Genomic DNA, 23,826 nt, shown 5'->3' with positions numbered 1-23,826 from the left:
TGGATAATGAAACGGAAAATCAGTTGGAATCCCTGCCGATTGCTAATATTAATCCGTTAAACCCGTCAGAATTGGATGATTTATATTTCTATGAAGGCAAAGATTTAGGAAATTCCTATCTTAAAGATAAAACGGCATTCCGGTTATGGGCACCACTTGCATCTGAAGCCAAGCTAGTTACTTATAAACATTGGGATGATACAGATGGAATGGAGATTCAAATGGTTCGTTCGGAAAAAGGGACCTGGACCATTTTGCTGAACGGAAATCAGGATGGATTGATTTATACATATAAAGTGAAAGTGGGAGAAACCTGGAGTGAAGCCGTCGATCCCTATGTTCGCGCAGTTACAGTTAATGGTGATAAAGGGGTCGTGATAGATTTAACAGATACGAACCCAAAAAGGTGGACACGGGATAAACCACCTCTTGAAAAAGCTGAGGACATAGTCATTTATGAATTGCATACACGGGATTTATCGATTCACCCTGAAAGCGGAATCCATCATAAAGGTAAATTCTTAGGAGTAGTTGAAGCCGGAACCAAAGGTCCAGAAGGAGCGAAAACGGGTCTTGATCATATTAAAGATCTAGGTGTTACCCATGTACAGTTTATCCCGATATTTGATTTTGCTACAGTCAATGAAAAGAAATTGAATGAACCACAATATAACTGGGGATATGATCCACAGAATTATAATGCTCCCGAGGGCTCTTATTCGACTGATCCGTATCAGCCAAAAGTCAGGATCCGGGAGTTAAAGGAAATGATCCAAGGTTTACATGACCACGGGTTACGAGTAATCATGGATGTTGTATATAATCACGTTTATTCTGTGGAGGACTCAAACTTCCATAAACTCGTTCCAAAATACTTTTTTCGCTATAACGCCGATGGCACCTTATCTAATGGAACTGGTGTAGGAAATGATACTGCGTCCGAACGTAAAATGATGCGAAAATTCATCGTTGAATCCGTAACCTATTGGGCGAAGGAATTTAACCTTGATGGTTTCCGTTTCGATTTAATGGGCATTCACGATGTGGAAACGATGAATGTAGTGAAAAAGGCACTGACAGAAATTGATCCGACCCTCATTGTTTTGGGCGAAGGCTGGGATATGGATACCCCCTTGGCCCAAGAGCTGAAAGCAAATCAAAAAAATGCTTTTAAAATGCCTGGAATCGCTCACTTTAATGATGCGATCCGTGATGGTTTAAAAGGGTTTGTCATGAATGAACATGATAAGGGATTCGTCAATGGCAAACCAGGAATGGAAGATATTATAAAAAAAGGAATCGCTGGTGGTTTGAAATATGATGAAGATATCGCCACATATCAAAGACCAGATCAGGTGATCAATTATGTTGAAGCACATGATAATTATACGTTATGGGATAAGCTGCTCATCACTAATCCAGATGCTACGGAAGAAAAACGGAAACAGATGCATAAATTAGCTTCGGCAATTGTCTTACTGTCACAGGGAATTCCCATGATACATGCTGGACAAGAGTTTATGCGCACGAAGGATGGAGATGAAAACAGCTATCAATCTTCTGATTGGATTAACAGGTTGGATTGGAAAAGGCGAGCGGAGTTAGATCGGGAAGTGGAGTACATGAAAGGGCTGATTTCTCTCAGGAAAAATCATTCTGTTTTTAGGTTAAGCACACCCGAAGAAATTGAGGAGCAATTACAATTCATTGATGCTCCGCCAAATGCGGTTGCATTCACCTTAAAACATCAAGATTATAAAATGGCAGTGATTCATAATGCAAATTGGGACGCGATAACCATTACTCTTCCGCACGAAGGTAATTGGTCCGTTTTAGTGGATGGTCAGCGCGCGGGCATGGAAGAAATTGATAGGATTAAAGGGAGTCAGGTTACCGTTTCCCCTTTAAGTTCGTTTGTATTGAAAGCAAACTCTAATCAATGATACGAAAGTCGAAGTGAGTGAATAATATTCTCACTTCGGCTTTCGTTCATTTTCTAATATGAAATTGGTCAAATGAAGACTTCCATTAATCACTTTCACAATTTTACGAAAACCGAATGCCGTATACAACGCCTGTATCAAGTCTTCGAACCGCTTGGCGACTCAAAGCCTGATTGGCAAATTATTATGAATGTGGGAATTCGTTAGGAGCGGGATGGGATAATTGGCATCCAAGTGACATCATGGATGAAGCAGCCTTTATATGCTGGAGTAAGTTACGAACGCTTGGAAGGTTATAAAAGTCTTCAATGGCCAGTTGATTCAGATGGAAGATACTCCATTGTTATTCACGGAAGCTTTTCCGTTTCCCGATGGAAAAGCGAGGTTATTTCCAGTCGAATGGACCAAACCGATTGACTTTGGGGATGGGTTTGATATCCATGTAAATAATGGCCGCTTATTGGAACATTTCCATGAAGGAAACATGACATATAAATCAAAAGGCATAAGTTCCAAAACGCCAAAAGTCTTCCTTGAGGTATCCCGGGAATTGGCAAAAGATAGAGGACTTGAGGATGGGCCAGTGTTCGGCTCACTTCACCGTATGGACATGCAAAAGTGGAATGTCTGATTACGGATCGTGTAAAAGATAAAGAGGTTTATCTTCCGATGGACGATTCAGGTGACATTGCCGAGCATCAACCATCGTAATGGGAATCCTCAACCGCAAATGGGTGTACAAGTACAAAAAAAATGGGCCCGCGATGATTATATATTCCCTAGTGACCTCTTGAAGATCAAAAAGGAGGAGAGGAACCGTGGCTAAAGCGACAAAAGTGATCAATCGAATCTCCTTTAGCGATGAAGAAAGAAGAAGGATTGAACTTGAGGATATCGAGCGTACCCTATTGGAAAATAAAGAAGTGATTAAGAAACGTTTAAAGCCATGAAGGGCATGCAGGATCGTGTGGATTGCAGCAGGAGTTTCTCATGTAACCATTCCGCTAGCCTTATCTAAAAGTGAGAAATAAGGTATCTAGTTAATGTTATTGAAACGGACGGAAAACCGTCTGCAAAATTGACTTTGACTTGAGTGGTGGTGAACAATACCCACCAAAATATTTAAGCCGATGATCCCCATAAAGGAATGCATCGGCTTTTTTCATTGATCGTGCTATCAAAATTTTTCTCGGCATCCTTTTATTACATATATTTATATTAGATACAAATAATAAAAGCAATCATTAGTGAAACGAACAAACACTTTATTTGTAAGGGGCGGAAAAGTGAGAATAGGACGTTCTTTTAAAAGAGCTAAAGAGAAACCTACAACTGATGGCACTTTATTATGTGAGGTGAATGAAAATGTAAAGAGATTGATGAAAGAGCTTGGGCATAGTTCAGATTTGTCCGTTCGAATGATTGAATCTCCACGTCAGAAATCTGTAAAGGCAGCTGTAATCCACCTTGACGGATTGGCTGATGGTAACATCATTAATGAAAACATCGTGGATCCATTAATAAAGTGGTTTAAAGAAAATAATCAAACATTGACAGAGATGGAGGAAAGGGCAAGCCATATTTTAACGGTATCTAAAGTAACCGTTAAAGAAAGTTGGCAGGAATTCATAACAGCCGTTTTGACAGGAGATACTGTTGTCTTGTTGAATGGCAGTACGAAAGCTTTCATCGCAAGTACGAAAAATCAGCCATCCCGTGCCATAACCGAGCCGACAAGCCAAACGGTCATTAGAGGACCAAAAGATAGTTTTACTGAGAATTTAAGAACCAATACATCACTAATACGTGCTAGGATTCAAAATCCTGATGTACGCTTAGTAAGCTTGAAAGTCGGAAGTGTTACACAAACGGATATTGCTGTCATGTACATTCAGGGAATCGCGGATGAAAGTATTGTTAAGGAAGTCAAAAAACGCGTACAGGGCATTGATATTGATGGGGTACTCGAATCCAATTACATTGAAGAATTAATCCAGGATGATTCAGCGACGGTTTTTCCCCTTCTTTTGAATACGGAACGACCTGATGCAGTTGTTGGGAATTTATTGGAAGGGCGAATCGCCATCATCATTCAAGGAACTCCTTTTGTTTTAATCGTCCCGGCGTTGTTTTCGCAATTTTTTCAATCTCCGGAGGACTATTATCAAAATCAATATATCGGCTCCTTTTTAAGGATTTTAAGATTCGGAGCCTTTTTTCTGTCGATGTATGCATCCGCTATTTATTTGGCACTAATTACTCATCATCAAGGGCTTATCCCTACAACTTTACTCGTCAGTCTAATGGGCCAAAGGGAAAATGTTCCTTTTCCAGCTATTGTCGAAATACTGGTAATGGAAATGGCCTTTGAGATTTTGCGTGAGGCAGGAATTCGGATGCCAAGAGCGATCGGGCCGGCTGTATCTATAGTAGGGGCACTCATTTTAGGACAAGCAGCTGTTGAAGCGGGATTTGTAGGAGCGGCAGTGGTTATTATTGTAGCCATTTCTGCAATCAGCAGTTTTACACTGCCAAATACCAGTCTAGTCAATGTGAGTCGCGGAATTCGATTTATTCTGATTTTCATTTCAGCATTCATCGGCTTATATGGCATATTGCTTTTCACTCTATGTATCTGGCTTCATATGAGTAGCCTGAGGTCTTTTGGTGTTCCCTATTTTGCCCCATTTGCTCCATTTCGTTTTAAGGAGCAAAGAGATGTTTTTTTTCGTTTCCCGCTACCATCACTATTGAAAAAATCATCAAGAAAATAAAACTGGCTAATTACGGGGGACGAGAAATGAAAATGAAAATGAATATTTCATTAGTAGGGATGGCAGCTATTTGCTTACTGATTTCAGGTTGTTCTAATTACAGGGAATTAAACGAGCTAGGTGTCATAATAGCGATGGGAGTTGACCAAAATGACGATCCAAAACAACCTTACCGAGTAACATATCAAGTCATAAATCCTAGCGGTCTATCCCAAACCGGCACATCAGGAGGTCAAAGCCTCGCTGTCATCAACTATACGATAACGGGAAAAACAATTTTGGAAACCGTTGGAAAATCAGCTTCGGTTATTCCGAGGGAAAATAACACAACACATCTCTCACTGATTATTATTGGTGAGAAGTTAGCTCGAAATAACCTGGATTTAATCTTTGATGGTCTCGATAGAGGTAAATATTCACGAGCAAGTATCCCTATTTTTATTGCGCGAGGAAAGACTGCTAAGGATGTACTTGGGGTAATTGAACCTCTTGAGATTAACCCAGGTAAAAATATTATCAGTACAACACAAAATAACCAAAAGTTGTATGGATCAACTAGTGAGGTGTTAGCTTATGAAATCATTTCTTCACTTTTGAGTGAAGGTAAAGATGCATCACTTCCGGGAATCAGTATAAGCAATGATTCCCAGAAGGGGAAGCAAACAGGAAATTTAGAGACGACCAACCCGACTACAATTAAGGTTAAAGGATTAGCCATTTTCAGAAAAGGAAAATTGGTGAGATGGTTGGATGGAGAAACGGCCCGAGCCGTTCAATTCGTTACGTCGAAAGTGAAAAATACCCCCGTTGTGTTACCTTGTAAAAGAGGCAATGTCACAATCAATACAATCGGTGTGAAAAGTAAAATGTTAACCGAAATCCATAATGAAAAACCTGTCATTCATACTGATATCAACGTTATGGGAGAACTGTTGGAAACAACATGTGAGCTTAATTTGAGCGATCCCAAAGTGTTAAAAGAATACGAAAAAAAAATGGAATAAGAATTAAAAAAGGAAATTAAAAAGACGATTAGCATCACACAAAAAGAAAAGTCAGATATCTTTGGTTTTGGTGATGCTTTGTCTCGAACAAATCCCGTTTATTGGCGCCAGAACAAAAAAAATTGGGATAACCTATATTCAGATGCGCAGATATCATTGAAAGTTCATGTAGACATTATCAATTCCGGATTGCGAATGGAACCTTATGAATCGAAATAAAAGAATGAGGAGGTGAAGGAGGCATTGCCTAAAATAAAAATTGATGGATTTCAGTTATTTTGTATGATGGTCATTTTTATGTTTGGTAGTAATTTACTGCTTGATATAGGAAAAGGCGCCAAGCAGGACGTCTGGATTGTGAATCTCTTATCAACCCTTTTTGGGTGTTTACTGTATTTCGTGTATACTTCATTATTTGAAAAATACCCTGACTTACCGATGACCGGCTATCTCCGAAAAATTTGGGGTAATTATATCGGTGGTGCATTCAGTTTTTGTTATATCATCTATTTTATTTATCTGGCTTCAAGAGTGTTACGAGATTTTGAAGAATTATTAATTAGCTCTGCTTATAGGCGCACTTCCATAATAACGCTGGGAATATGCATGATACTTGTTTTAATTTATGGAGTTCATCTAGGCTTGGAAGCATTTGCACGTGTTGCATGCATATGCTTTGCCATTATTATCGTGACCCTTTTAATTTTGAACATTATGTTTGTATTAGGAGGTTATACAAAATCGGTAAACCTTCAGCCTGTATTAGGCAATGGATGGGGAATGGTATGGAAAGAGTTGATTCCTACAGGTATCACCGTACCTTTTGGAGAATTGATTACTTTTACGATGATCCTTCCGCATTTAAATAAAAAGAGTTCTGCCGTTAAAGTTGGCCTCTTTGCAATAATTATAGGTGGGGTTTCATTAACTCTTAATTCGATCATTCTCTTGTCTGTATTAGGTCCTGAGGCGGTATTAAGGTCTAATTTCCCTGCTCTTACAGCTGTCAGTTATATTAATATCGCTGATTTCATCGAAAGACTGGATTCGTTGATTCTTGTTTTAATGATCATTTTAGGCTTCATCAAGATTTCGATCTTCTTCTTTTGTGCCATTATTGGCGCAGCGGACTTATTTCAAATGAAACCATCCCCTATGTTCATTTATCTTGTTGGCGGTGTTATTTTCATCTCTTCGATTATGATTGCTCCTAGTTATCAGGCACATATAAATGAAGGTTTAAAAGTCGTCCCTTACCTTTTGCATCTACCTTTGCTCATTGGAATCCCCATTCTTTTATTGCTTACCGCATATATAAAACAAAAATTAAAACCGGCAGTATCATGAAGATGGAGGCTGCCGGTTTTTGAAAGACGAGAATATAATCAAATATATAAAAATCATAGTAAATAATAGGAGCAGAAAGTAATCTTCTCCACGAGCTACTATCAAATATTGTTTGATACTATAGAAAGAGTGCAATATACTCAAGCCCTGTAATTTATCAAGGAGTATAATAAGTAAATATGTGCCTAACAAAATTAAGAATGACGGCAGCATTCTCACGACAAGATCACCTCGTTCTTTCTTCTTAAAGTGTGATTTATACTCTATAAATATGCACGAAGTCGTACCGGAAAGTCATAATAGTATGCTTGTCATTTTAAATCCTAATAATTAAGGAAACTTATACTTGTAGAAACAGCTTGCGTGCCATAAAATGGGAGTATCAAGATGGTCAAGGAGTGTAAAAATGAAGCTGAAATTAATGACGGTCACTATGGGAATCTGTTTTTCCTTAATGCTTTCAGGTTGCTCAGGTGAAGAGGAAAGTGTTGTACAAAAAGAAAGCGGGCATGAAGGACATTCAGAGCATACGGTATCCGGAGATCTTCAGGAGGAAACCAGCAGTAAGGAAATAGCACCGGATTTCTTAGCTGAAAAACCAGAGGATATGAAGACAATTTATTTAGCTGTTGCACAAAATAAAGATTTACTAGAAAAAATACCTTGTTATTGCGGTTGCGGAGAGTCAGCTAACCATAAAAATAATTATGATTGCTTTATCCATGAGAATAAAAAAAATGGTAAAGTGGTTTGGGATGACCATGGCACAAGATGCGGAGTTTGCTTGGAAATTGCTGCGCAATCCATATTGGACTTGAATGACGGTATGAGTGTCAAAGACATCCGGAATAAAGTTGATGAAAAATATAAAAGCGGATATGCCAAACCAACTCCTACCCCTGAAGTGTAAGTGCAATAAAATTATGAAATTCTAAACTGAAAATGATAACCTGGAAAATGGCTTTTGCCCGATATTCTTTCGGTAAAAGCCATTTTTTTGTTTTGATTGATTTTTTCACATATATATTATTGGTCAAAAAGGGGAATACTTCCATTAAACATTAAACTGCAAAGGAGTTATCATTTTGACATTAATCCGCCTTGGTTATGTAGCCATGAGTAATCATGTGCCAAACTGTTCACCATCCCAAACGATGACTTTTGCTCAGTTTTCGAAAATTAAGGACAGAGATGCAGCGATAAGGAAGCTCGAACGCCTTTCAATATCCAATCTTCATAATTGCTGGCGTTTACTGATTCATAACGAAGCCAATAATATTCAGTTTTTTAGGCTTTCTTCAAAACTTATCCCTTTAGCCAACCATCCTGAAATTCCAGAATGGGATTACATAGATGCTATTTCAGAAGAACTGGCTAAATTAAAAACATTCATAAAGAATCACCAAAAAATAAGGATAGATTTTCACCCAGATCATTTTGTCATCTTGAATAGTTCCAATATCGATATTCTGAAGACATCCTTAAAAACATTAAGGATGCATTATACTTTATTAAAGAAAATGGGAGTGGATCCCGAACATCGCTGTGTTTTGCATGTTGGCGGGGGTTATGGCGAGCATGTACAGGCATTAGAGCAGTTTATCCATAATTGGGGGTTGATTCCGGAATCGCTTCAAAGAATGGTCATTCTTGAGAATGATGATACTACCTTTACCTTGTCGGAAACCCTTTATTTATGTGAGAAATTGGGAATACCAATGGTTTTTGATTATCACCACCACCTCGCACATCATTTACCAAATGAAGATTGGAAAGATCATTGGGACCGAATATTGAATACTTGGAGTAATTCCAAACTCCCCCCTAAAATGCATATTTCAAGTCCAAGGTCCGATAAAGAATTTCGAGCACATGCTGACTTTGTGGATACTGGTATGTACATGGAATTTTTGCAACAAATAAAGGGAAGCTTACCACAACTCGATTGCATGATTGAAGCAAAACAAAAGGATGGAGCACTTTTCCAGTTGATGGATGAGCTGAAAAGTCACAAAGACATAGAAATCATTGATGATGCCAGTTTTTATATTCATTAATGGATTGGGGGAATATTTGACAAAGGGAAGTAAATTCAATTCTCTTTGTTAAATTTTAAATGAGAAAAATGTTTAAAACAGAAGTTTACATAATTAGATTATAGTATATTAAATGAATTTCTAAATAAATGGAAATTGGATTTGTTACTAGCATTGATTGGGTAATAGATAATTTATACATTATTTTACAAAAATATTAAAAAAGTCAAAAAAGCGAGCTCCATACTTGGCTTTTAAAGCTATTGTTTTAATTCATTGGAGTCATAAGTCAAGAACCGATTAAAAGCGCTCTATGAAGCTATAAGACGGTGAAAGGAGGGTAGTAGATTACAAGCACCTTTTGCGTCATTTTTATAAGAATATTCCGAATGTAACAAAGGACCTCTATTGATACATTCGAAATCCCGTTAAATCAAGGTTTATAAGCTTATCAAAATTTATAAAACTTGCCTTTTTTTAAGCTGTTCACGTACAATGAAAGAAGGAGAAAGGGGAATGAGCCGTTCATGCAAGCAACCTCTCAAAGAATTAAAAATGTCCAGCCGATACGCAGGTTGGATCACATAGAAAAGATGAAAAAATCACTATTAAAATATTGCAGCTACAGGGATTACATGATGTTTTCAATCGGGATAAACATCGGATTACGTATAGGGGATCTTTTACAATTGCGAGTGAAAGACATCCTTGAGGGTACGCATATAGTCATTGTGGAGCAAAAAACAGATAAAATTAAACGGTTCCTTGTCAATCCTCAGCTTCGTAAGGAAGTTAGGAAGTATGTCCGCAAATCGAACCTGAAAAATGAACAGTATTTATTTCCAAGTCGAAAAGGTAATGGTCCAATCACCAGGGTGCAGGCCTATCGAGTTCTGAACAAGGCGGCTGAAATGGCAGACATTCCGGATGTCGGTACACACACCCTCCGAAAAACCTTCGGCTATTTGCATTACCAAAAATTCAAGGATATCGCTTTACTGCAGCAAATCCTTAATCATTCCAATCCCAAAGATACGATGATTTACATAGGACTCACACAGGATTTAATGGACGAAACATTAATGGATTTCTATTATTAATTGAACGGCCGAACACAACTCCTGTATTTTTCATTCTTTTTATATGGATAACACAGTCCATCAATAGAGCATTATTATAGAGAACATTATTTCGTTATATCTGAATGGGGAGATAAAACCGGCATCATTGGTGCGGAGAGGTGAAAAGGGTTTTGAGGCGGATAAGCTCCTTATACTAAGAAAATCACCTTCACTGAGGATTTTTGAAAAATATAAGAGTTTTGTTAGGGCAACAGTTTTAAATCAACCGAATGACTTTTCAAAAAAGACTAAAATATATAGTCTTTTTTGATATCACCAGTACTGATTTTTATCAATTAATTTCTTATTAATATAGTATATTAGAAATACTTTTTCTTCTAAATTCTGTTGTTCTCCTATTTAACAAATAATGAATCAGAAAGTTATCAGTAATGAAACATCGCTGCGAAATTTAGTTACTGTAATTTTATTATGTTAACTGCAATAATATTATCATACTGCTGAAGGACTCCTCAGATGAACTGCACCTCAATCTTTAAAGAAAATCACATAATTGGGGTGCAGTATAGAGTGGTTGCCAGGACTATTTGTAATAAGTTCGGTTATAAGGTACTCTTATTCGTCATCTTATCTAGCTCCAAAGGTAAAAAAGCATACTCCCCGTCCTTAATAATCTCACATTTACGAACTGGAATTGGCTGTTTAAAAATAGGCCCATCTATTACTGTTGTATGAAACTCTCCACCTTCTCCGCAGGGGTCAATGCCTCGAGCTTCAAGTTCCTTCACATAATCATGGGTTAACGTTCGTCCTAAATCATCCTCTCGCATCCCCAATGATAAATTAACGGTTACAACCATCGTAACGAATCCTAGATTAATGAACTCTTCGACAGCTTCACGATGGTTCATTTCCCATAAAGGCATTCCCAGCTTCAACCCGGCAAACTTCGTAACCTTATCATGCCAACAGCCATGGGCAGGCATATCCAGGTCTCCAGTTACCAACACTTCTGCTCCCTGATTCTTAGCATCTTCTAAAAGGCGCATAAATACCTTTTCATAATCAGTCCAACTGGCAGCTGCAGTATATACAGGCAAACCAATTGATTCAGCTTGGGCTTTTATTAGTTCCGGAGGCATTCCATGTGATCTGGAACGTTTTCCTTCTTCCTCCAGCATGACGATAAGTCCTACAGCTTCTCCAATCTTAAGCGCTTTATAAAGGGCTAAGACACTATCCTTTCCTCCGCTAAAAGAAGCTATGAACTTATGCCCGTGAGCACTATTTTTCCAATCGATTAATTCTGACATTCAAATTTTCCCCTTTATTCTAATGACTTTTTACCAATTTCACATTATGCATTTCATAACTATATTTGAATTGATTTTATCACGGTTGGAGCTTGCAGATAAGATATTAATGTATCTTGATACAAAAAGACTTGATTTAAATGGAAGTTCACCCCAAAAAAACTTCTCTATAATGAACTGAACAATATATGATGATTATTTTAGATGACTAGTGTACAAAGGGAAATAAACAGGCATGAGTCTCGGTGGGGAGCGGATTATGCCCCTAAGGTTAGCTAAATAAATTTTTACTTTATGGGTTTCTTTCACATAGTAGGTTCTTTTTATAAAATGGCAATATGTATTTCCCCTTTTCCATCAGGATAATACTTTTTAAATTCGAGACAGGGTTTTCGGCGGCTATAGCTAAAGTATAATCTCCACGATAGTGGATTCTAATGGCCGTGGAACAAATAAAGCAGATTAATAGTTAAATATAAACGAATGCCAAAAATTATTTAGATTTGAGGAGTAGATGGTTTACCTTAGTTATTGTATCCAGTGTTTTTTTAATTGGATACAATTTATTTAATTTTCTGTATTGTAATCGCTTTATTAAGTTGATATAGTTTAAATTGTATCCAATATCGAAAGGTGGACTCTGAATTGGATAATGTTAATTCTAAAAGAGATAAATCTACAATCGTAAAAAATGTAACGAAAAGTCTTAGGAAAGCGATTTTGAATGGGACGTTGAAAAAGGGGGAGCGACTCATCCAAGAGGAGTGGGCAGATCGCCTGGAAGTAAGCAGAATGCCCATTCGTGAAGCCCTTACACAACTTCAAATGGAGGGGTTGGTGGAAATGGTTCCTCATAAAGGTGCAATCGTCACACCGATTACCCGGGATGATATTGAAGAAATTTATCATACCAGGTCTCTGCTTGAAGGCCTTGCTGTAGAAAAGTCGCTTCCTTATTTAACAAAGGAGGATAAAGAAAAATTAAAGGGCATTTTGATTGAAATGGAAGGGATTCAGTTATCTGATGAAACCAATGAGCATTATATCCTTTTAAATGCGGCTTTTCATGAAACCCTCCGAAAAGGGTGCCCATGGCCAAGAGTTCAAAAAATGGTGGAAACATTGGGTATCTCACCCATTGCGCCTAATTTGCTGATTGATTATTACCCAGAAACGCAACGGGAACACCGGATGATATATGAAGCGGCACTTAGAGGAGATCCTGCAGAACTAAGGGCAGCAGTAGAATTTCACATTTTACGGACTAAAAACAATTTAATTACGTATATGGAGTTGCTGAATAATAAACATCATCAATAAAAGGAGTGTTAATTGTGTATGATTTCGCAATTGTTGGTGGGGGAATTGTAGGATTATCGACGGGAATGGCCCTTTATCGGCGTTTTCCTAATGCTAAAGTGGTTGTCATTGAAAAAGAGGCTGCTGTTGCTAATCATCAAACGGGGCATAACAGCGGCGTCATCCATTCAGGAATTTATTATAAACCAGGCAGTTTCAAAGCACGGTTTGCCCGTCAAGGGAGCAAATCAATGACGGAATTCTGCAGGATGCATGGAATTGATCATGATATTTGCGGCAAGGTCATTGTTGCAACAAAGCCAGAAGATTTGCCACTTCTAGATGATTTATATTTACGCGGTTTGCAAAATGAGCTAGCTATACAAAGAATCAATGTGGAAGAATTAAAGGAAATTGAACCGCATGTTAATGGACTTGGAGCAATTCGCGTCCCGCAAGCTGGCATCGTCAATTATCGTCAGGTAAGTGAAAAGATGGCGGATATCATCCGAAGCAACGGCGGTGAAATCAAGCTTAATACAAAGGTCGAGAAGATTGACGAGGATTCTAATGAAGTCATCATCGCTACGAACAACGGGACAATAAAAGCAAGGATAGTCATTAATTGCGCTGGATTGCACAGTGACCGTATCGCAGCAGCTGCCGGCTATAAAACTGATATGAAAATTGTCCCGTTTCGCGGCGAGTATTTTAAATTGAAGCCTGAAAAGCGCTTCCTTGTCAACCATTTAATCTATCCGGTACCTAACCCGAAATTTCCATTTTTAGGTGTTCATTTCACGCGGATGATAAGCGGGGAAGTAGATGCCGGTCCAAATGCTGTACTAAGTTTCAAACGTGAAGGTTATAAAAAAACCGATTTCAATGCGAAGGATTTAACTGAAGTTTTAAGCTATAAAGGTTTTTGGAAACTGGCCAGTAAGTTCATGAAGGAAGGGATGGATGAATATGTCCGTTCTTTTAGTAAAAAGCAATTTACGAAAAGCCTTCAGGAATTGATTCCGGAAATTCAAGAAGATGATTTAATCCCTGCACCTGCCGGAGTTCGGGCACAGGCGTTACAGGATGACGGGAATATGGTGGATGATTTTCATATTATAATGGGGAAACGGACCATTCATGTTTGTAATGCACCCTCACCTGCAGCAACAGCCTCCATTGAAATTGGCAAAGAGGTTGTTACCCGCATTCCGGAACAATCACACTTATTGGAAGCTGTATTGACAAAATAATATTCGATAAAGAGAGGAAGAGGCCTCATGTTCAATGGTAAAACAATTTTTATTGCAGGTCACGCACGTTTACCTCAAGGGATGGCAGCGAAAAGTGTCTTTGAAACATTGACCATCACCGCAGAAGTCGATGCTAAATATGGGGTTGTCTTGGAGGCTTCTTGTACACTGGCAACGGAGCATGGCCGGGAATTCATTGGGCGTTTATTAAAAGGGATCAGTTTAAATGATGGTATTGATGAAGCGATAGAATCGATTACATCTTATTATCGGGGGAAAGCGGCTAATGCATTGATTGCTGCATTGAAGGACCTGGATCTCCATTTTCAGCAAATTAAAGCGGCAGAAAAAACGAAACTACCAAGTTAGTAAAATAGTTTATCAGAATAATTTGTAAAAGATGTTGACAATTTTACGAAAAAACGCTTTAATGTAATTAAGCCAATATTATGACATTAACACCTTTTGGAAAATACCTTTTCAGAATCGTGTAAAGATCTTAATGATTGGAAACAGGAAAAATAAATCATACATAAACTGCATATTCGCTGTGACTCTATTTGCATAGAGCAGTGAAGTGAATATAAGCCAGTTGTACAGTTGGATTCTCATTTTATATGGGGATCATGTGCGACTGGCTTTTTATATTTCCTGTTAACTTTGTCACCTATATTACAAATAACAGGAGGAATCATTCATGAACATTGCAGAAAAAAAGAAAGCGAAGTTTGAAAGGAAAACAGAAAAATACGAGGTGAAAGTTCACCCTCAATCCAGCCGTTTATATCATATTGAAATTTCAAAAGAGGCGATTGCTGCTTTTTTAGAAACGGTATCCAATGATAATCAGTCTGTTCAACATCTGGAATATACGCCATATGCACGACTCATCATTGCTTCATACCTTTTGGATCAAGTAGGGGAAGACTTTGGTGAATTGCTTCGTAACATCGTTCATGATCGGGAATCCGGCGGCTTCACCCTTGGCTTGGAGGGTGTCACGGAGAATACAGATGAATATGTCATTTTTGCAACGGCCATTTCATACTTGCTGGGAACTCCAAACTATGATTCCATGTCAGGGAAATATTATGCCCGCTTCAGTGTTCAAGACACGGATAGCAGTGATTCATATTTACGTCAGGCTTATCGTTTATTTACACTTCATACGGATGGCACCTTTGTAGATGAACCAACGGACTGGTTACTGATGATGAAGATGGTCGAACAAAATGCACGCGGTGGCGAATCACGTTTATTGCATTTAGACGATTGGAAAGAGCTTGATATGTATGTGGATCATCCATTATCCAGCCACAAATTTACGTATAAAGCTCCAAAGAGCAAGAACGTTGACCAGGAAATTGAAAGATTGACCTTCTTCAATCATAATAACAAACCTGGTGTATGTTTTATCGATCAATTTGTTTATCCTGAATCAATCGAACAAGCCAAATACTTGCGCGATTTATCCAATTCATTAGAAAGCGATGAAAGTGTACTTGAACTAGAATTGCCTGTTGGAGATTTAGTTGTTGTCAACAACATATTCTGGCTTCACGGCCGCGCTGCATTTGAAAAGGATCCGAACCTGAATCGTGAATTACTTCGCCAACGCGGAAGATTCAATCAATAGTTTCAATTTGTAAACCCAAACATTTTTTTCATCCCCAAATACCATTTTTAAGATAAATTCTTTTCAATCCTAGGGTTGGAAAGCAATTTATCTTTTTTTTGAGAGGTTTCCAACAAGATTCATAATGCCCCTATGTCGGTGGCAAATCTGAATTTCTGATATACTGAATTGGCCAAAATAAATAAAGGGAAAAAGGGGTTGTAATTTATGGGGATCGCTAATTTTTCTAAGTTTACGCAATTTAAGGACTTAATTAACTCTTTACCTGCTGTCTATACAGATGAAATGATAAAGAATGAGCAATTTTTGCTTGAAAGAGAAGAAAAGAAAAAACTCGAAATATATTACGCTCCTTTCGAGTATGTAAATGAACGGGCAAAAGTCGTGATAGTCGGAATCACTCCTGGTTTACATCAAATGAAAAAATCTTATTCTACCGTAATTAACGCAAGAGGGCACCTGCATAGCGATGAAGAGATCCTGCACGAAGTAAAAAAGAATTCCAGTTTTGAAGGAACGATGAGGAAAAATTTAGTTAAAATGTTGGATGAGCTTGGATTACACACATACTTGAACATATCGTCCTCACTGGATCTTTTTAAAGACGCAAGTCATCTCGTTCATACTACCTCTGTTTTAACCTATCCAGTATTTTATAACGGAAAAAACTATAGTGGAACAACTCCGAACATTTTAAAGACCGAGTTGCTAAAAAAATATATAATGGAGGGGTTTGCTACCGAAATAGGTACCATTGAACGTCCGCTTATTATTCCTTTAGGCGTTAATGTTACCAAGGTCTTAGACTATTTAGCGGGTCAAGATTATTTGGATGCCAATAACATACTTCTAGGATTTCCTCATCCATCTGGAGGAAATGGTCATCGTCATAAGCAATTTGCAGCAAATAAAGAGCAAATGAAAATGATGTTACAGTACTATTTTCAAGGGAAATGACCGTGGGTTAAAAAGGAGTGCTGTATGCTCATTGAATATTTTATAGGTATAAAAGGATGGGAAACAGTTGATTATTGAATTCTATAATTCATCAATTAGTGTTAAAAGTTAAATTAACTATTTACTAGTGATAATATGGTGATTATAATAGGAACGAATGTTCTTGATTATAGGAGGCATTAACATGGATGAATTAGAGGAATTTTTAAAATCACTCACTATTGAAGAGTTAAAAGTTATTTATGAAGAAGTAAGTGAACCTGATATTAATAAATAGATGAAATAAATTGAAATGGAAGATTCTTATTTATTCATTTAAAAGAACAGCATGATTTTTCCCGAACGTTGAGTAGGAAGTACTTTATCATGAAAACCATAGCCTAAGAACGAACTGTAAGCCATATTGTTTCCGCTTCTTCAATCGTTTTACGCATGGAACGAATACCGAGGGTATATTGAATGAATGTCAGTTTAACTAAAATAACGGGATCAATACTTGGGCGTCCTACCTCTGAATACATACCTTTCACCAAGTCATAAATGAAAGTGAAGTCAATGGCATCCTCCATTTTACGAATCAAATGGTTCGGTGGCACCCAATTGATCTAAAGTAATCATTTCAAGTTGATCGCGCTGAATAGGAATCATGTTTAGAAAGCATCTTCAGCACCTCATCTTTTAATACTTCTATTTTAAAATGACCCTAGGCAGAAGTGTTCGATCTAAGAGTTAAAGCAAAGTTGATTGGAACGGAAGGTACAAGACTCCTGCTTAGAAAAGCGCGTCTAGGGGAGACCCCGCAGGCGAAAGCCGAGGAAAGCGAGTGCCCTACGTTCCAATCAACGTTCAAATTGTACAAGCCATAAAAAAATGGACAAACTCGATTTTCCTAGAGTCTGTCTATCTACAGTCTGAATCAAGGACGCATTAAAGGTCCTTGATTTTTTTTATGAAAAGGACCATTTAAAAAAAAACGGAATTGATCATTTTCTGATCAGTCGAGTTCATACAGCAAGTTAATTAAAGGGAGCTATATTTATAGCGCACCTCTTATATCATAATTTTCGATATCGATTTCAATTTCTCTGTCAAGTGCGAGGTTTGCCAATATTGAGCCTATATATGGGCCCATTGTTAAACCTGAAGCTCCAAGACCATTGGCTACGATTATGCCTCCCCAGCCAGGTAAAGGTCCCATGACTGGAAGGAATCCCGGCGTGAATGGACGGAATCCGACCCTTGCCTCAACAAACGTACTATCTGTCAAACCGGGGGCGGTTTGCAAGGCTTTGTTGAAAACTTCCTGCAGCCCTCCTGCGGTCATTCGGTTATCGAAAACTTCCGTATTTTCATGAGTCGCCCCCGCAACGATTTTATTATTATTAAAAGCCAAAAGATATTGATCACTCGGAGGCATGACTACTGGCCAGTTATTTGTATTTTCATTTGCCATTTCCAGATGAATGATTTGCGCCTTTTGGAAAGTGACTTGGAAATTCACGCCCAGTGGTTTCAGTAATTCCGGTGCCCAAGCGCCAGCACAAACAATCACTTTATCAGCAGGAATGAATTCATCTCTAAGTGTTACACCTGACACTTGGGTACCGTTATATGTAAGTTTTGCCTCGCCATACATAAGTTTTGCACCGTATTTCTGTGAAGCCCTCAATAAGGAATCACGTAGTGCGCCTCCATCGACCCGCGCTGCACCACTCACATGAACGGCTGCATATTCGCTTGAAAGAGGCGGGAATAAGGCACGTGTTGCCTCTGCGGAAAGTAAGGTGATCGCCCCCATCTCCGGTGCATCTTCTTGCCGTTTTGCCGCCCGGTTCTTCATGGCATTCAGTTTAGCTTCATCTGTATGTAGACTTATGGCACCGACCTGGGCATACCCAGTCTCGGTTTCACCGTCCCGTTCAAGTTCTTCAATTAAGCCCGGGTAAAAAGCCGCACCATTTTTGGCAAGAAGATACCAAGCTTGGTTGCGCCTTTGCGATATCCACGGGCAAACGATTCCTGCAGCTGCAGATGTTGCCTGACCGACATCTTGGCGGTCAATAATGATCACTTCAACCCCATTTTTAGCCAAATGATAGGCAGTGGAAGCTCCCAAAATTCCTGCACCAACTACTATGATTTTTTGCATGATTCAACATCTCATTTCTTTCATGTGTATAAACGCTTATCACTACTATATCGAAGACCCGAAATGATTGCCACATCTGATATTGTAATTTCTTTCACAAAGTTATTTTATCTATACTGAATATGCTATGATTGAAATTGTGAAAGCTTGAAAAGACACTAGGAGGACATATCATGCTAAAAAAACAAATGGAATCATACATATCAAAATCCGTAAGCGAAAACAAGAGTGAGTTATACAAAGAAGAAAAGGATTATGTAGAAAAGCATAAATTACTCGCCGAGGATATCATTATTGTAGAAAAAGAAAATGCATCGCGTTTTACGGATGCTTATATGGAGCGCAGTAATAAAGAGAGCGAAGAATTAATCTCTGAAGAGAACTCTGCATTTTTATCACAACCGATTGAGTATTTGAAAAAAAACAAAGATGAATTCCTTTACTTTGAATCACAATGGTTCGAATTAATCGGTGTGGAAGCACTTTCGTTAGAAGTCGATGATGTTTTCGGTACATATAACGCGATGTTCGGATTGAAATTCCAGAAAAAAATGGGAAATGTTTTAAAAACTTATTTAACCAAGGAACTCCAAGAAGGAATTGGGTCGTTCAGTTTAATGTTTAACCAGGGCGAAGGGCTATGGGATGTGAATTTTGCCATGGATAACATTAAAGGGTTTCAAGAAGACATGTCATTGGAAGAAGCTTTTCATTTAATTTATCATTTTCTTTTCAACCTTGTTCAAACGATCGAGGAAGATATGTAAATGAGGTGCCGCCATTAATTTTAATGGCGGTTTTTTTTATTTTCATGAATTAACCATTGCCCCTAGGCTATTGCTTCTGGATTTTAATCGATTGGCTCTGGATATGATTAAAGGAAACTGAAAAAATACGTCGAATTGATTAATGATATACGTTATTTAATAAATTTAAATGTTTTGTTTTTAGCAATTTCGATTTTTTTCATGTAAATGCAGTTACATCGGAAGGGGAAGTTATACTTGCTGAATGAATTGAAAGTTACTCAAATTACCATTCCATTGCCTTTTAGATTGGACCATGTCCATTGTTTCCTGGCGGAAGGTGAAAATGGATGGACTATCATTGATGCGGGATTAAATAACAAAACGACAAGGGATTTATGGAACCCAATTATCGAAAAACACGATATTACCGATATTATCATCACACATTATCACCCAGATCATTTCGGGTATGCAGGGACATTACAACAATTGACCGGTGCCGATGTATGGATGACAGAAGTGGATGAGCATGCGGGAACTACGTATTGGGAAGCCGATTCACTGAACCTGCTTAAAGAAAATTACAATGCGTGTGGGATGGAAGAAGACATCGCCGTGGCCTTATCCAGTGACGAAAGCGGATTCATGCCCCAAGTAAAACCCTATCCTACCGTAAATCATCATCTTGAAGAAGGAATGAAGCTGCAATTTGGCAAATATGAGTATGAAGTGCTTTTCACTCCGGGCCATTCCGATGGCCTGATTTCCTTATATAATAAGGAAAATAGCGTCCTTTTCTCCACAGATCATATATTGCCCAAGATATCTCCAAATATATCTTATTGGTTTAAAGGTTTAAGCAACCCATTGGAAGAGTTTTTTAAATCTTTGAAAAAAATACAAAAGCTGGACGTTGAGTATGTCATCCCTTCTCATGGGAAACCGTTTCAAAATGCCAATAAAAGAATTGCTGAATTGTTGGATCACCACCAGGACCGACTGCATGTAATTCATGAAAACATGAAAGAGCCGATTTCTGTAAAAAGTGCTTGCCAGATCTTATTTGGAAATCTGTCCATTCACGAAACAAGATTTGCTAAAGGTGAAACATTGGCACACCTAGAATACCTTCTTTTGAATGACCAATGCAGAAAGTTTAAACGTGAGGGCAAATGGTATTATCAATCCATTTGATATTTTAATAATCCCGAATTTAAGCTAAAGCCGCTTGTATTACTCCGCATTTTGTTTATTATTATCGCTATGGAAAGCTGGCGGGTAAGAGAAAAGTGGAATCAGGGGAATTCGATTGCATGCGTTACACACTTTGACATCCTAAAATGGCTTCATGTAATAGGAAAAAACCACCGCCCCATCATATTTGGGCGGTGGTTTTTTCATTGCCTGGAACCTATTTGTCCATTAACTTCTTTCATAATATCTTCAAGGGATGTGACAATTCCTTTATCGTCCTTATAGCTAATATGCTTAGGTTGAAAATGGATTGGCGAATCTAAACCGGCAGCCGCTGAGATCCGAAATAATCCTTTTCTAAGGGTTACAAGAAAGTTAACCACGCGGTATTTCTTTTCATCGATTACAAGTGCTTTTTGCAAATCTGGATCAGTGGTGGCCACCCCGACAGGACAAGCATTGGAATGGCATTTCATCGTCTGGATACATCCTATCGCAATCATGAAACCTCGAGCTATGTTAACAAGGTCTGCTCCCATGGCAAGGGCTATCGCAATTCTATCAGGTGTGAACAATTTACCGGAGGCGATGATTTTAACCCGATTGCGGACCCCATATTTTTCCAGTGTCGATACTAAAATCGGTAAAGCGGATTTTATCGGCAATCCTACACTATCGATCAACTCCTGATAAGAAGCACCCGTGCCGCCTTCACCTCCATCCAATGAAATGAAATCCGGACCTTTCCCGGTTTCTTTCATGTAGCTAGCGAGCTCTTCAACACTGTCAGTGCCGCCGATGACCATTTTGATGCCGACCGGGATTCCAGTATGTTCCCTGATTTTTTCGATAAAATCGCACATGGATTTTACGTCATTGTATTGATAAAACCGATTCGGACTATCAATCGCTTTGTAAGGAGTGACCTTACGGATTTCAGCGATTTCCGGATTCACTTTTTCAGCATCGATATGTCCTCCGCGAGTTTTGGCACCCTGAGCCAATTTGATTTCAAATGCTTTGATTTCGGGTATTTCACTTTTTCTTTTTAACTCATCCCAATCCATTTCACCGAAACTATCACGAACTCCAAACATGGCTGGACCGATTTGCATGATAATGTCGACACCGCCAGCTAAATGATAAGGAGATAATCCTCCTTCACCTGTATTCATCCAGGTACCTTTTGCTGCAGCCAATCCCTCAGAAAGCGCTGTGATTGCGTTCTTTCCCAATGAGCCATAACTCATGGCTGACATGCCGATAAGGCCTTTTAGTCGAAAAGGATTCTTAGTGTTTGGGCCTATGATTACGGCATCTTCATCATTCAATAAGAATGCAGAGGATACTTCATCTTCCCATTTTTCTTCACGTTGTGAGAAAAGCGGATCTTTCAACAGAATGTACCTTTTCGTCTTCACTTTAGTTTCACGATCATATTTTTCTTCTTCGGCCAATTTTGGGAACATGCTATTTTTAACAAAGAAGCCTTCCTCATCAAAATCCCGTTTTGAGCCAAAACCTATGACATCCCGTAAATATTTTGAACTTTTCACCATATGCTCATAGTCGTCACGGGAAAATGGTTTTCCTTCGTTATCACTGTTAAACCAATATTGCCTCATCTCAGGTCCAATTTTTTCTAGAAAGTATCGTATTCTCCCAAGTACGGGGTAATTTCTTAAAATTGCATGATGCTTCTGCATGCGATCAAAGAAAATCATATAAAGTAATAGTAAAACCAAAACGATGATAATGATGAAAACAACGGTAAATCCAAGGATTATTAAAAGATTTGCTATGCCACTCATTCAATCCCTCCTGATATGCAAAAAATCATGTATTTTTAATCTACTCGGTAATTCGATCAATTATACAGAATTTCAATGCAAGGCTTTAATAGGGATGGAACGAAAATAATTTAAATAGACAATATTGTTCTCACAATTTCTTTCAACTTCTCCTTTTCGATTGACTTATCCAAATGGCTAACTGTAAAGTTATGGCATCTTGCAGCATCTGTGGGTTATATCCGGTAATGTCCTTGATTTTTCTTAATCGGTATATAAGGGAATTACGATGGATATACATTCTTTTTGCACATTCCCCGATATTTAAGTTACTTTGGAAAAATTGTTGCAGGGTCTCAATCAACTTTTCGGATAAGCTGCCTAAAATCCTTTCCTGAAATTGCTGTTTCGTCCGCTCATTTATCCTTTCCAACAAAGCTTTTGTTTCCATATCAGTATATCTAGATAAAGCTTGATTGGCTTCACCTAGTAAAAGTGCTGTTTCAGCTTCGCGGAAAGAGTGGACGATGGATGATTCCCTATCCACGATAGAGCCCAAACCGATTCGTATAACGAAGTCTTTTGCTTTTAATTGTTTGATGGTAGAATCCAGTCTTTTGTCAATGTTATTTCCGCTAAGACCCGTAGTGAGAATGAAAACCCGATTCACATTGAGGAACCCAACAAGGGCATACTGGGAACCAAAAACAGTTTCAGTCATTTGAATCAGCTCATTTTTATTTAACGGATTTATTTTCATTTCCATTACCCCCACTTGATAGGGAGGTTCTAATTTCATTCCAATCAGTTCTAGTCTCTGATCAATCGAATGCTGATTGATATCTTCCTTTAATAAGTCTTCAAATACCAATTCTTTCAAGTGTTGTTTCCATTCGAGTTGTTCCGCCATAAAAGCTTGATGAAGCATCATTTCCGTTATCATTTTCACCAATTCGCCGAATTCCAAAAGTTCTGTCGGATCTCCGGTGATACCGATGACGCCTATAATTACATTTTGAAAATTAATCGGCAAATTAATTCCAGGAAGGACACCTACCCATTGATGACGATCATTTTCGGGAATGATTAACGGCTTTCCCGTTTTCAGTACTTCCATTGCTCCTAAATGCAATTGGTCGATGCGTTCGTGATCTCCGGAAGCGATGATGATTCCTTTATCATCCATAATATTAATGTTTCTGTTAAGTCTATTGGTGGTTTGTTTGACAATTTCCATTGCAATTTCTTGTGTCAACATTCAAGTCATCCTTCTAGAGTTTTTTTATTTGCTAACAGAATG

18 protein-coding genes and 4 pseudogenes are annotated in these 23,826 nt (G+C 38.3%); 16 read left to right on the top strand and 6 right to left on the bottom strand.

Annotated elements, in window-relative coordinates:
- Positions 1-56 precede the first annotated feature (56 nt).
- From pulA to J7I90_RS02915, 6 genes and pseudogenes are all read left to right on the top strand, one after another.
- Positions 57-1,943, top strand: a pseudogene (pulA, locus tag J7I90_RS02935) (type I pullulanase); the annotation flags it as partial.
- 102 nt (positions 1,944-2,045) lie between these two features.
- Positions 2,046-2,769, top strand: a pseudogene (locus tag J7I90_RS02930) (molybdopterin oxidoreductase family protein); the annotation flags it as partial.
- The gene (locus J7I90_RS27665; protein ID WP_285289400.1) at positions 2,762-2,893 is read left to right on the top strand and encodes a hypothetical protein; all 132 of its coding nucleotides are present in this window, start codon (positions 2,762-2,764) and stop codon (positions 2,891-2,893) included. The pseudogene J7I90_RS02930 and the gene J7I90_RS27665, both read left to right, overlap by 8 nt.
- A gap of 336 nt (positions 2,894-3,229) precedes the next feature.
- Positions 3,230-4,717, top strand: a complete 1,488-nt coding sequence (locus J7I90_RS02925) for a spore germination protein (RefSeq protein ID WP_311315187.1) — start codon at positions 3,230-3,232, stop codon at positions 4,715-4,717.
- 26 nt (positions 4,718-4,743) lie between these two features.
- Positions 4,744-5,940 (top strand): annotated as a pseudogene (locus J7I90_RS02920) (Ger(x)C family spore germination protein).
- A 24-nt stretch (positions 5,941-5,964) separates the two neighbouring features.
- A complete protein-coding gene (locus J7I90_RS02915; RefSeq protein WP_214768314.1) occupies positions 5,965-7,068 on the top strand; it encodes a GerAB/ArcD/ProY family transporter in 1,104 nt (367 codons plus the stop codon).
- Here the strand turns inward: J7I90_RS02915 and J7I90_RS28240 are convergent.
- Positions 7,063-7,281, bottom strand: coding sequence for a YczF family membrane protein (locus J7I90_RS28240; protein ID WP_483861557.1), 219 nt, complete (start codon positions 7,279-7,281; stop codon positions 7,063-7,065). The genes J7I90_RS02915 and J7I90_RS28240 overlap by 6 nt on opposite strands.
- Positions 7,282-7,474: 193 nt before the next feature.
- Between J7I90_RS28240 and J7I90_RS02910 the strand changes: the two genes are divergently transcribed.
- The 3 genes from J7I90_RS02910 (at position 7,475) to J7I90_RS02900 (ending at position 10,204) form a co-directional block, all read left to right on the top strand.
- Positions 7,475-7,978, top strand: a complete 504-nt coding sequence (locus J7I90_RS02910) for a PCYCGC domain-containing protein (protein ID WP_214768313.1) — start codon at positions 7,475-7,477, stop codon at positions 7,976-7,978.
- Positions 7,979-8,153: 175 nt separating this feature from the next.
- Positions 8,154-9,125 (top strand): UV DNA damage repair endonuclease UvsE, encoded by a 972-nt coding sequence (gene uvsE, locus J7I90_RS02905; RefSeq protein ID WP_214768312.1) that lies wholly within the window; start codon positions 8,154-8,156, stop codon positions 9,123-9,125.
- Positions 9,126-9,631: 506 nt separating this feature from the next.
- Positions 9,632-10,204: a site-specific integrase gene (locus tag J7I90_RS02900; RefSeq protein ID WP_194719377.1), complete on the top strand. Its 573-nt coding sequence runs from the start codon at positions 9,632-9,634 to the stop codon at positions 10,202-10,204.
- Between the two features lie 584 nt (positions 10,205-10,788).
- Here J7I90_RS02900 and J7I90_RS02895 read toward each other — a convergent pair.
- Entirely contained in the window at positions 10,789-11,499 is a 711-nt protein-coding gene (locus J7I90_RS02895; RefSeq protein ID WP_214768311.1) for a Dph6-related ATP pyrophosphatase, read from the bottom strand.
- 645 nt (positions 11,500-12,144) lie between these two features.
- Here J7I90_RS02895 and J7I90_RS02890 point away from each other — a divergent pair.
- From J7I90_RS02890 to J7I90_RS02870, 5 genes are all read left to right on the top strand, one after another.
- The gene (locus tag J7I90_RS02890; protein ID WP_214768310.1) at positions 12,145-12,819 is read left to right on the top strand and encodes a GntR family transcriptional regulator; all 675 of its coding nucleotides are present in this window, start codon (positions 12,145-12,147) and stop codon (positions 12,817-12,819) included.
- Between the two features lie 14 nt (positions 12,820-12,833).
- On the top strand, positions 12,834-14,051 hold the full coding sequence (gene lhgO / locus J7I90_RS02885) for an L-2-hydroxyglutarate oxidase (RefSeq protein ID WP_214768309.1): 1,218 nt from the start codon (positions 12,834-12,836) through the stop codon (positions 14,049-14,051).
- Between the two features lie 27 nt (positions 14,052-14,078).
- Positions 14,079-14,420 (top strand): DUF3870 domain-containing protein, encoded by a 342-nt coding sequence (locus tag J7I90_RS02880; protein ID WP_214768308.1) that lies wholly within the window; start codon positions 14,079-14,081, stop codon positions 14,418-14,420.
- A gap of 328 nt (positions 14,421-14,748) precedes the next feature.
- On the top strand, positions 14,749-15,687 hold the full coding sequence (gene glaH / locus J7I90_RS02875) for a glutarate dioxygenase GlaH (protein WP_214768307.1): 939 nt from the start codon (positions 14,749-14,751) through the stop codon (positions 15,685-15,687).
- A 207-nt stretch (positions 15,688-15,894) separates the two neighbouring features.
- Positions 15,895-16,644, top strand: coding sequence for a uracil-DNA glycosylase family protein (locus tag J7I90_RS02870; RefSeq protein ID WP_214768306.1), 750 nt, complete (start codon positions 15,895-15,897; stop codon positions 16,642-16,644).
- Between the two features lie 328 nt (positions 16,645-16,972).
- On the opposite strand, the pseudogene J7I90_RS02865 reads toward J7I90_RS02870, so the two are convergent.
- Positions 16,973-17,292 (bottom strand): annotated as a pseudogene (locus J7I90_RS02865) (transposase); the annotation flags it as partial.
- 388 nt (positions 17,293-17,680) lie between these two features.
- Positions 17,681-18,793: an NAD(P)/FAD-dependent oxidoreductase gene (locus J7I90_RS02860; protein WP_214768305.1), complete on the bottom strand. Its 1,113-nt coding sequence runs from the start codon at positions 18,791-18,793 to the stop codon at positions 17,681-17,683.
- 173 nt (positions 18,794-18,966) lie between these two features.
- Here J7I90_RS02860 and J7I90_RS02855 point away from each other — a divergent pair, with 173 nt between their 5' ends.
- Together J7I90_RS02855 and J7I90_RS02850 are read left to right on the top strand one after the other, a co-directional pair.
- Positions 18,967-19,560, top strand: a complete 594-nt coding sequence (locus J7I90_RS02855) for a branched-chain amino acid aminotransferase (protein ID WP_214768304.1) — start codon at positions 18,967-18,969, stop codon at positions 19,558-19,560.
- A 237-nt stretch (positions 19,561-19,797) separates the two neighbouring features.
- The gene (locus J7I90_RS02850; protein ID WP_214768303.1) at positions 19,798-20,736 is read left to right on the top strand and encodes an MBL fold metallo-hydrolase; all 939 of its coding nucleotides are present in this window, start codon (positions 19,798-19,800) and stop codon (positions 20,734-20,736) included.
- A gap of 203 nt (positions 20,737-20,939) precedes the next feature.
- On the opposite strand, the gene J7I90_RS02845 is transcribed toward J7I90_RS02850, so the two are convergent.
- Positions 20,940-22,547, bottom strand: a complete 1,608-nt coding sequence (locus tag J7I90_RS02845) for an FMN-binding glutamate synthase family protein (RefSeq protein ID WP_214768302.1) — start codon at positions 22,545-22,547, stop codon at positions 20,940-20,942.
- Positions 22,548-22,689: 142 nt separating this feature from the next.
- Positions 22,690-23,784: a CdaR family transcriptional regulator gene (locus J7I90_RS02840; protein ID WP_214768301.1), complete on the bottom strand. Its 1,095-nt coding sequence runs from the start codon at positions 23,782-23,784 to the stop codon at positions 22,690-22,692.
- Positions 23,785-23,826 lie beyond the last annotated feature (42 nt).

Origin of the sequence: Bacillus sp. ISL-57, assembly GCF_018613135.1 — a bacterium.
Classification (GTDB): domain Bacteria; phylum Bacillota; class Bacilli; order Bacillales; family DSM-1321; genus Peribacillus; species Peribacillus frigoritolerans.
This window is presented reverse-complemented; position numbering and strand designations above follow the sequence as displayed.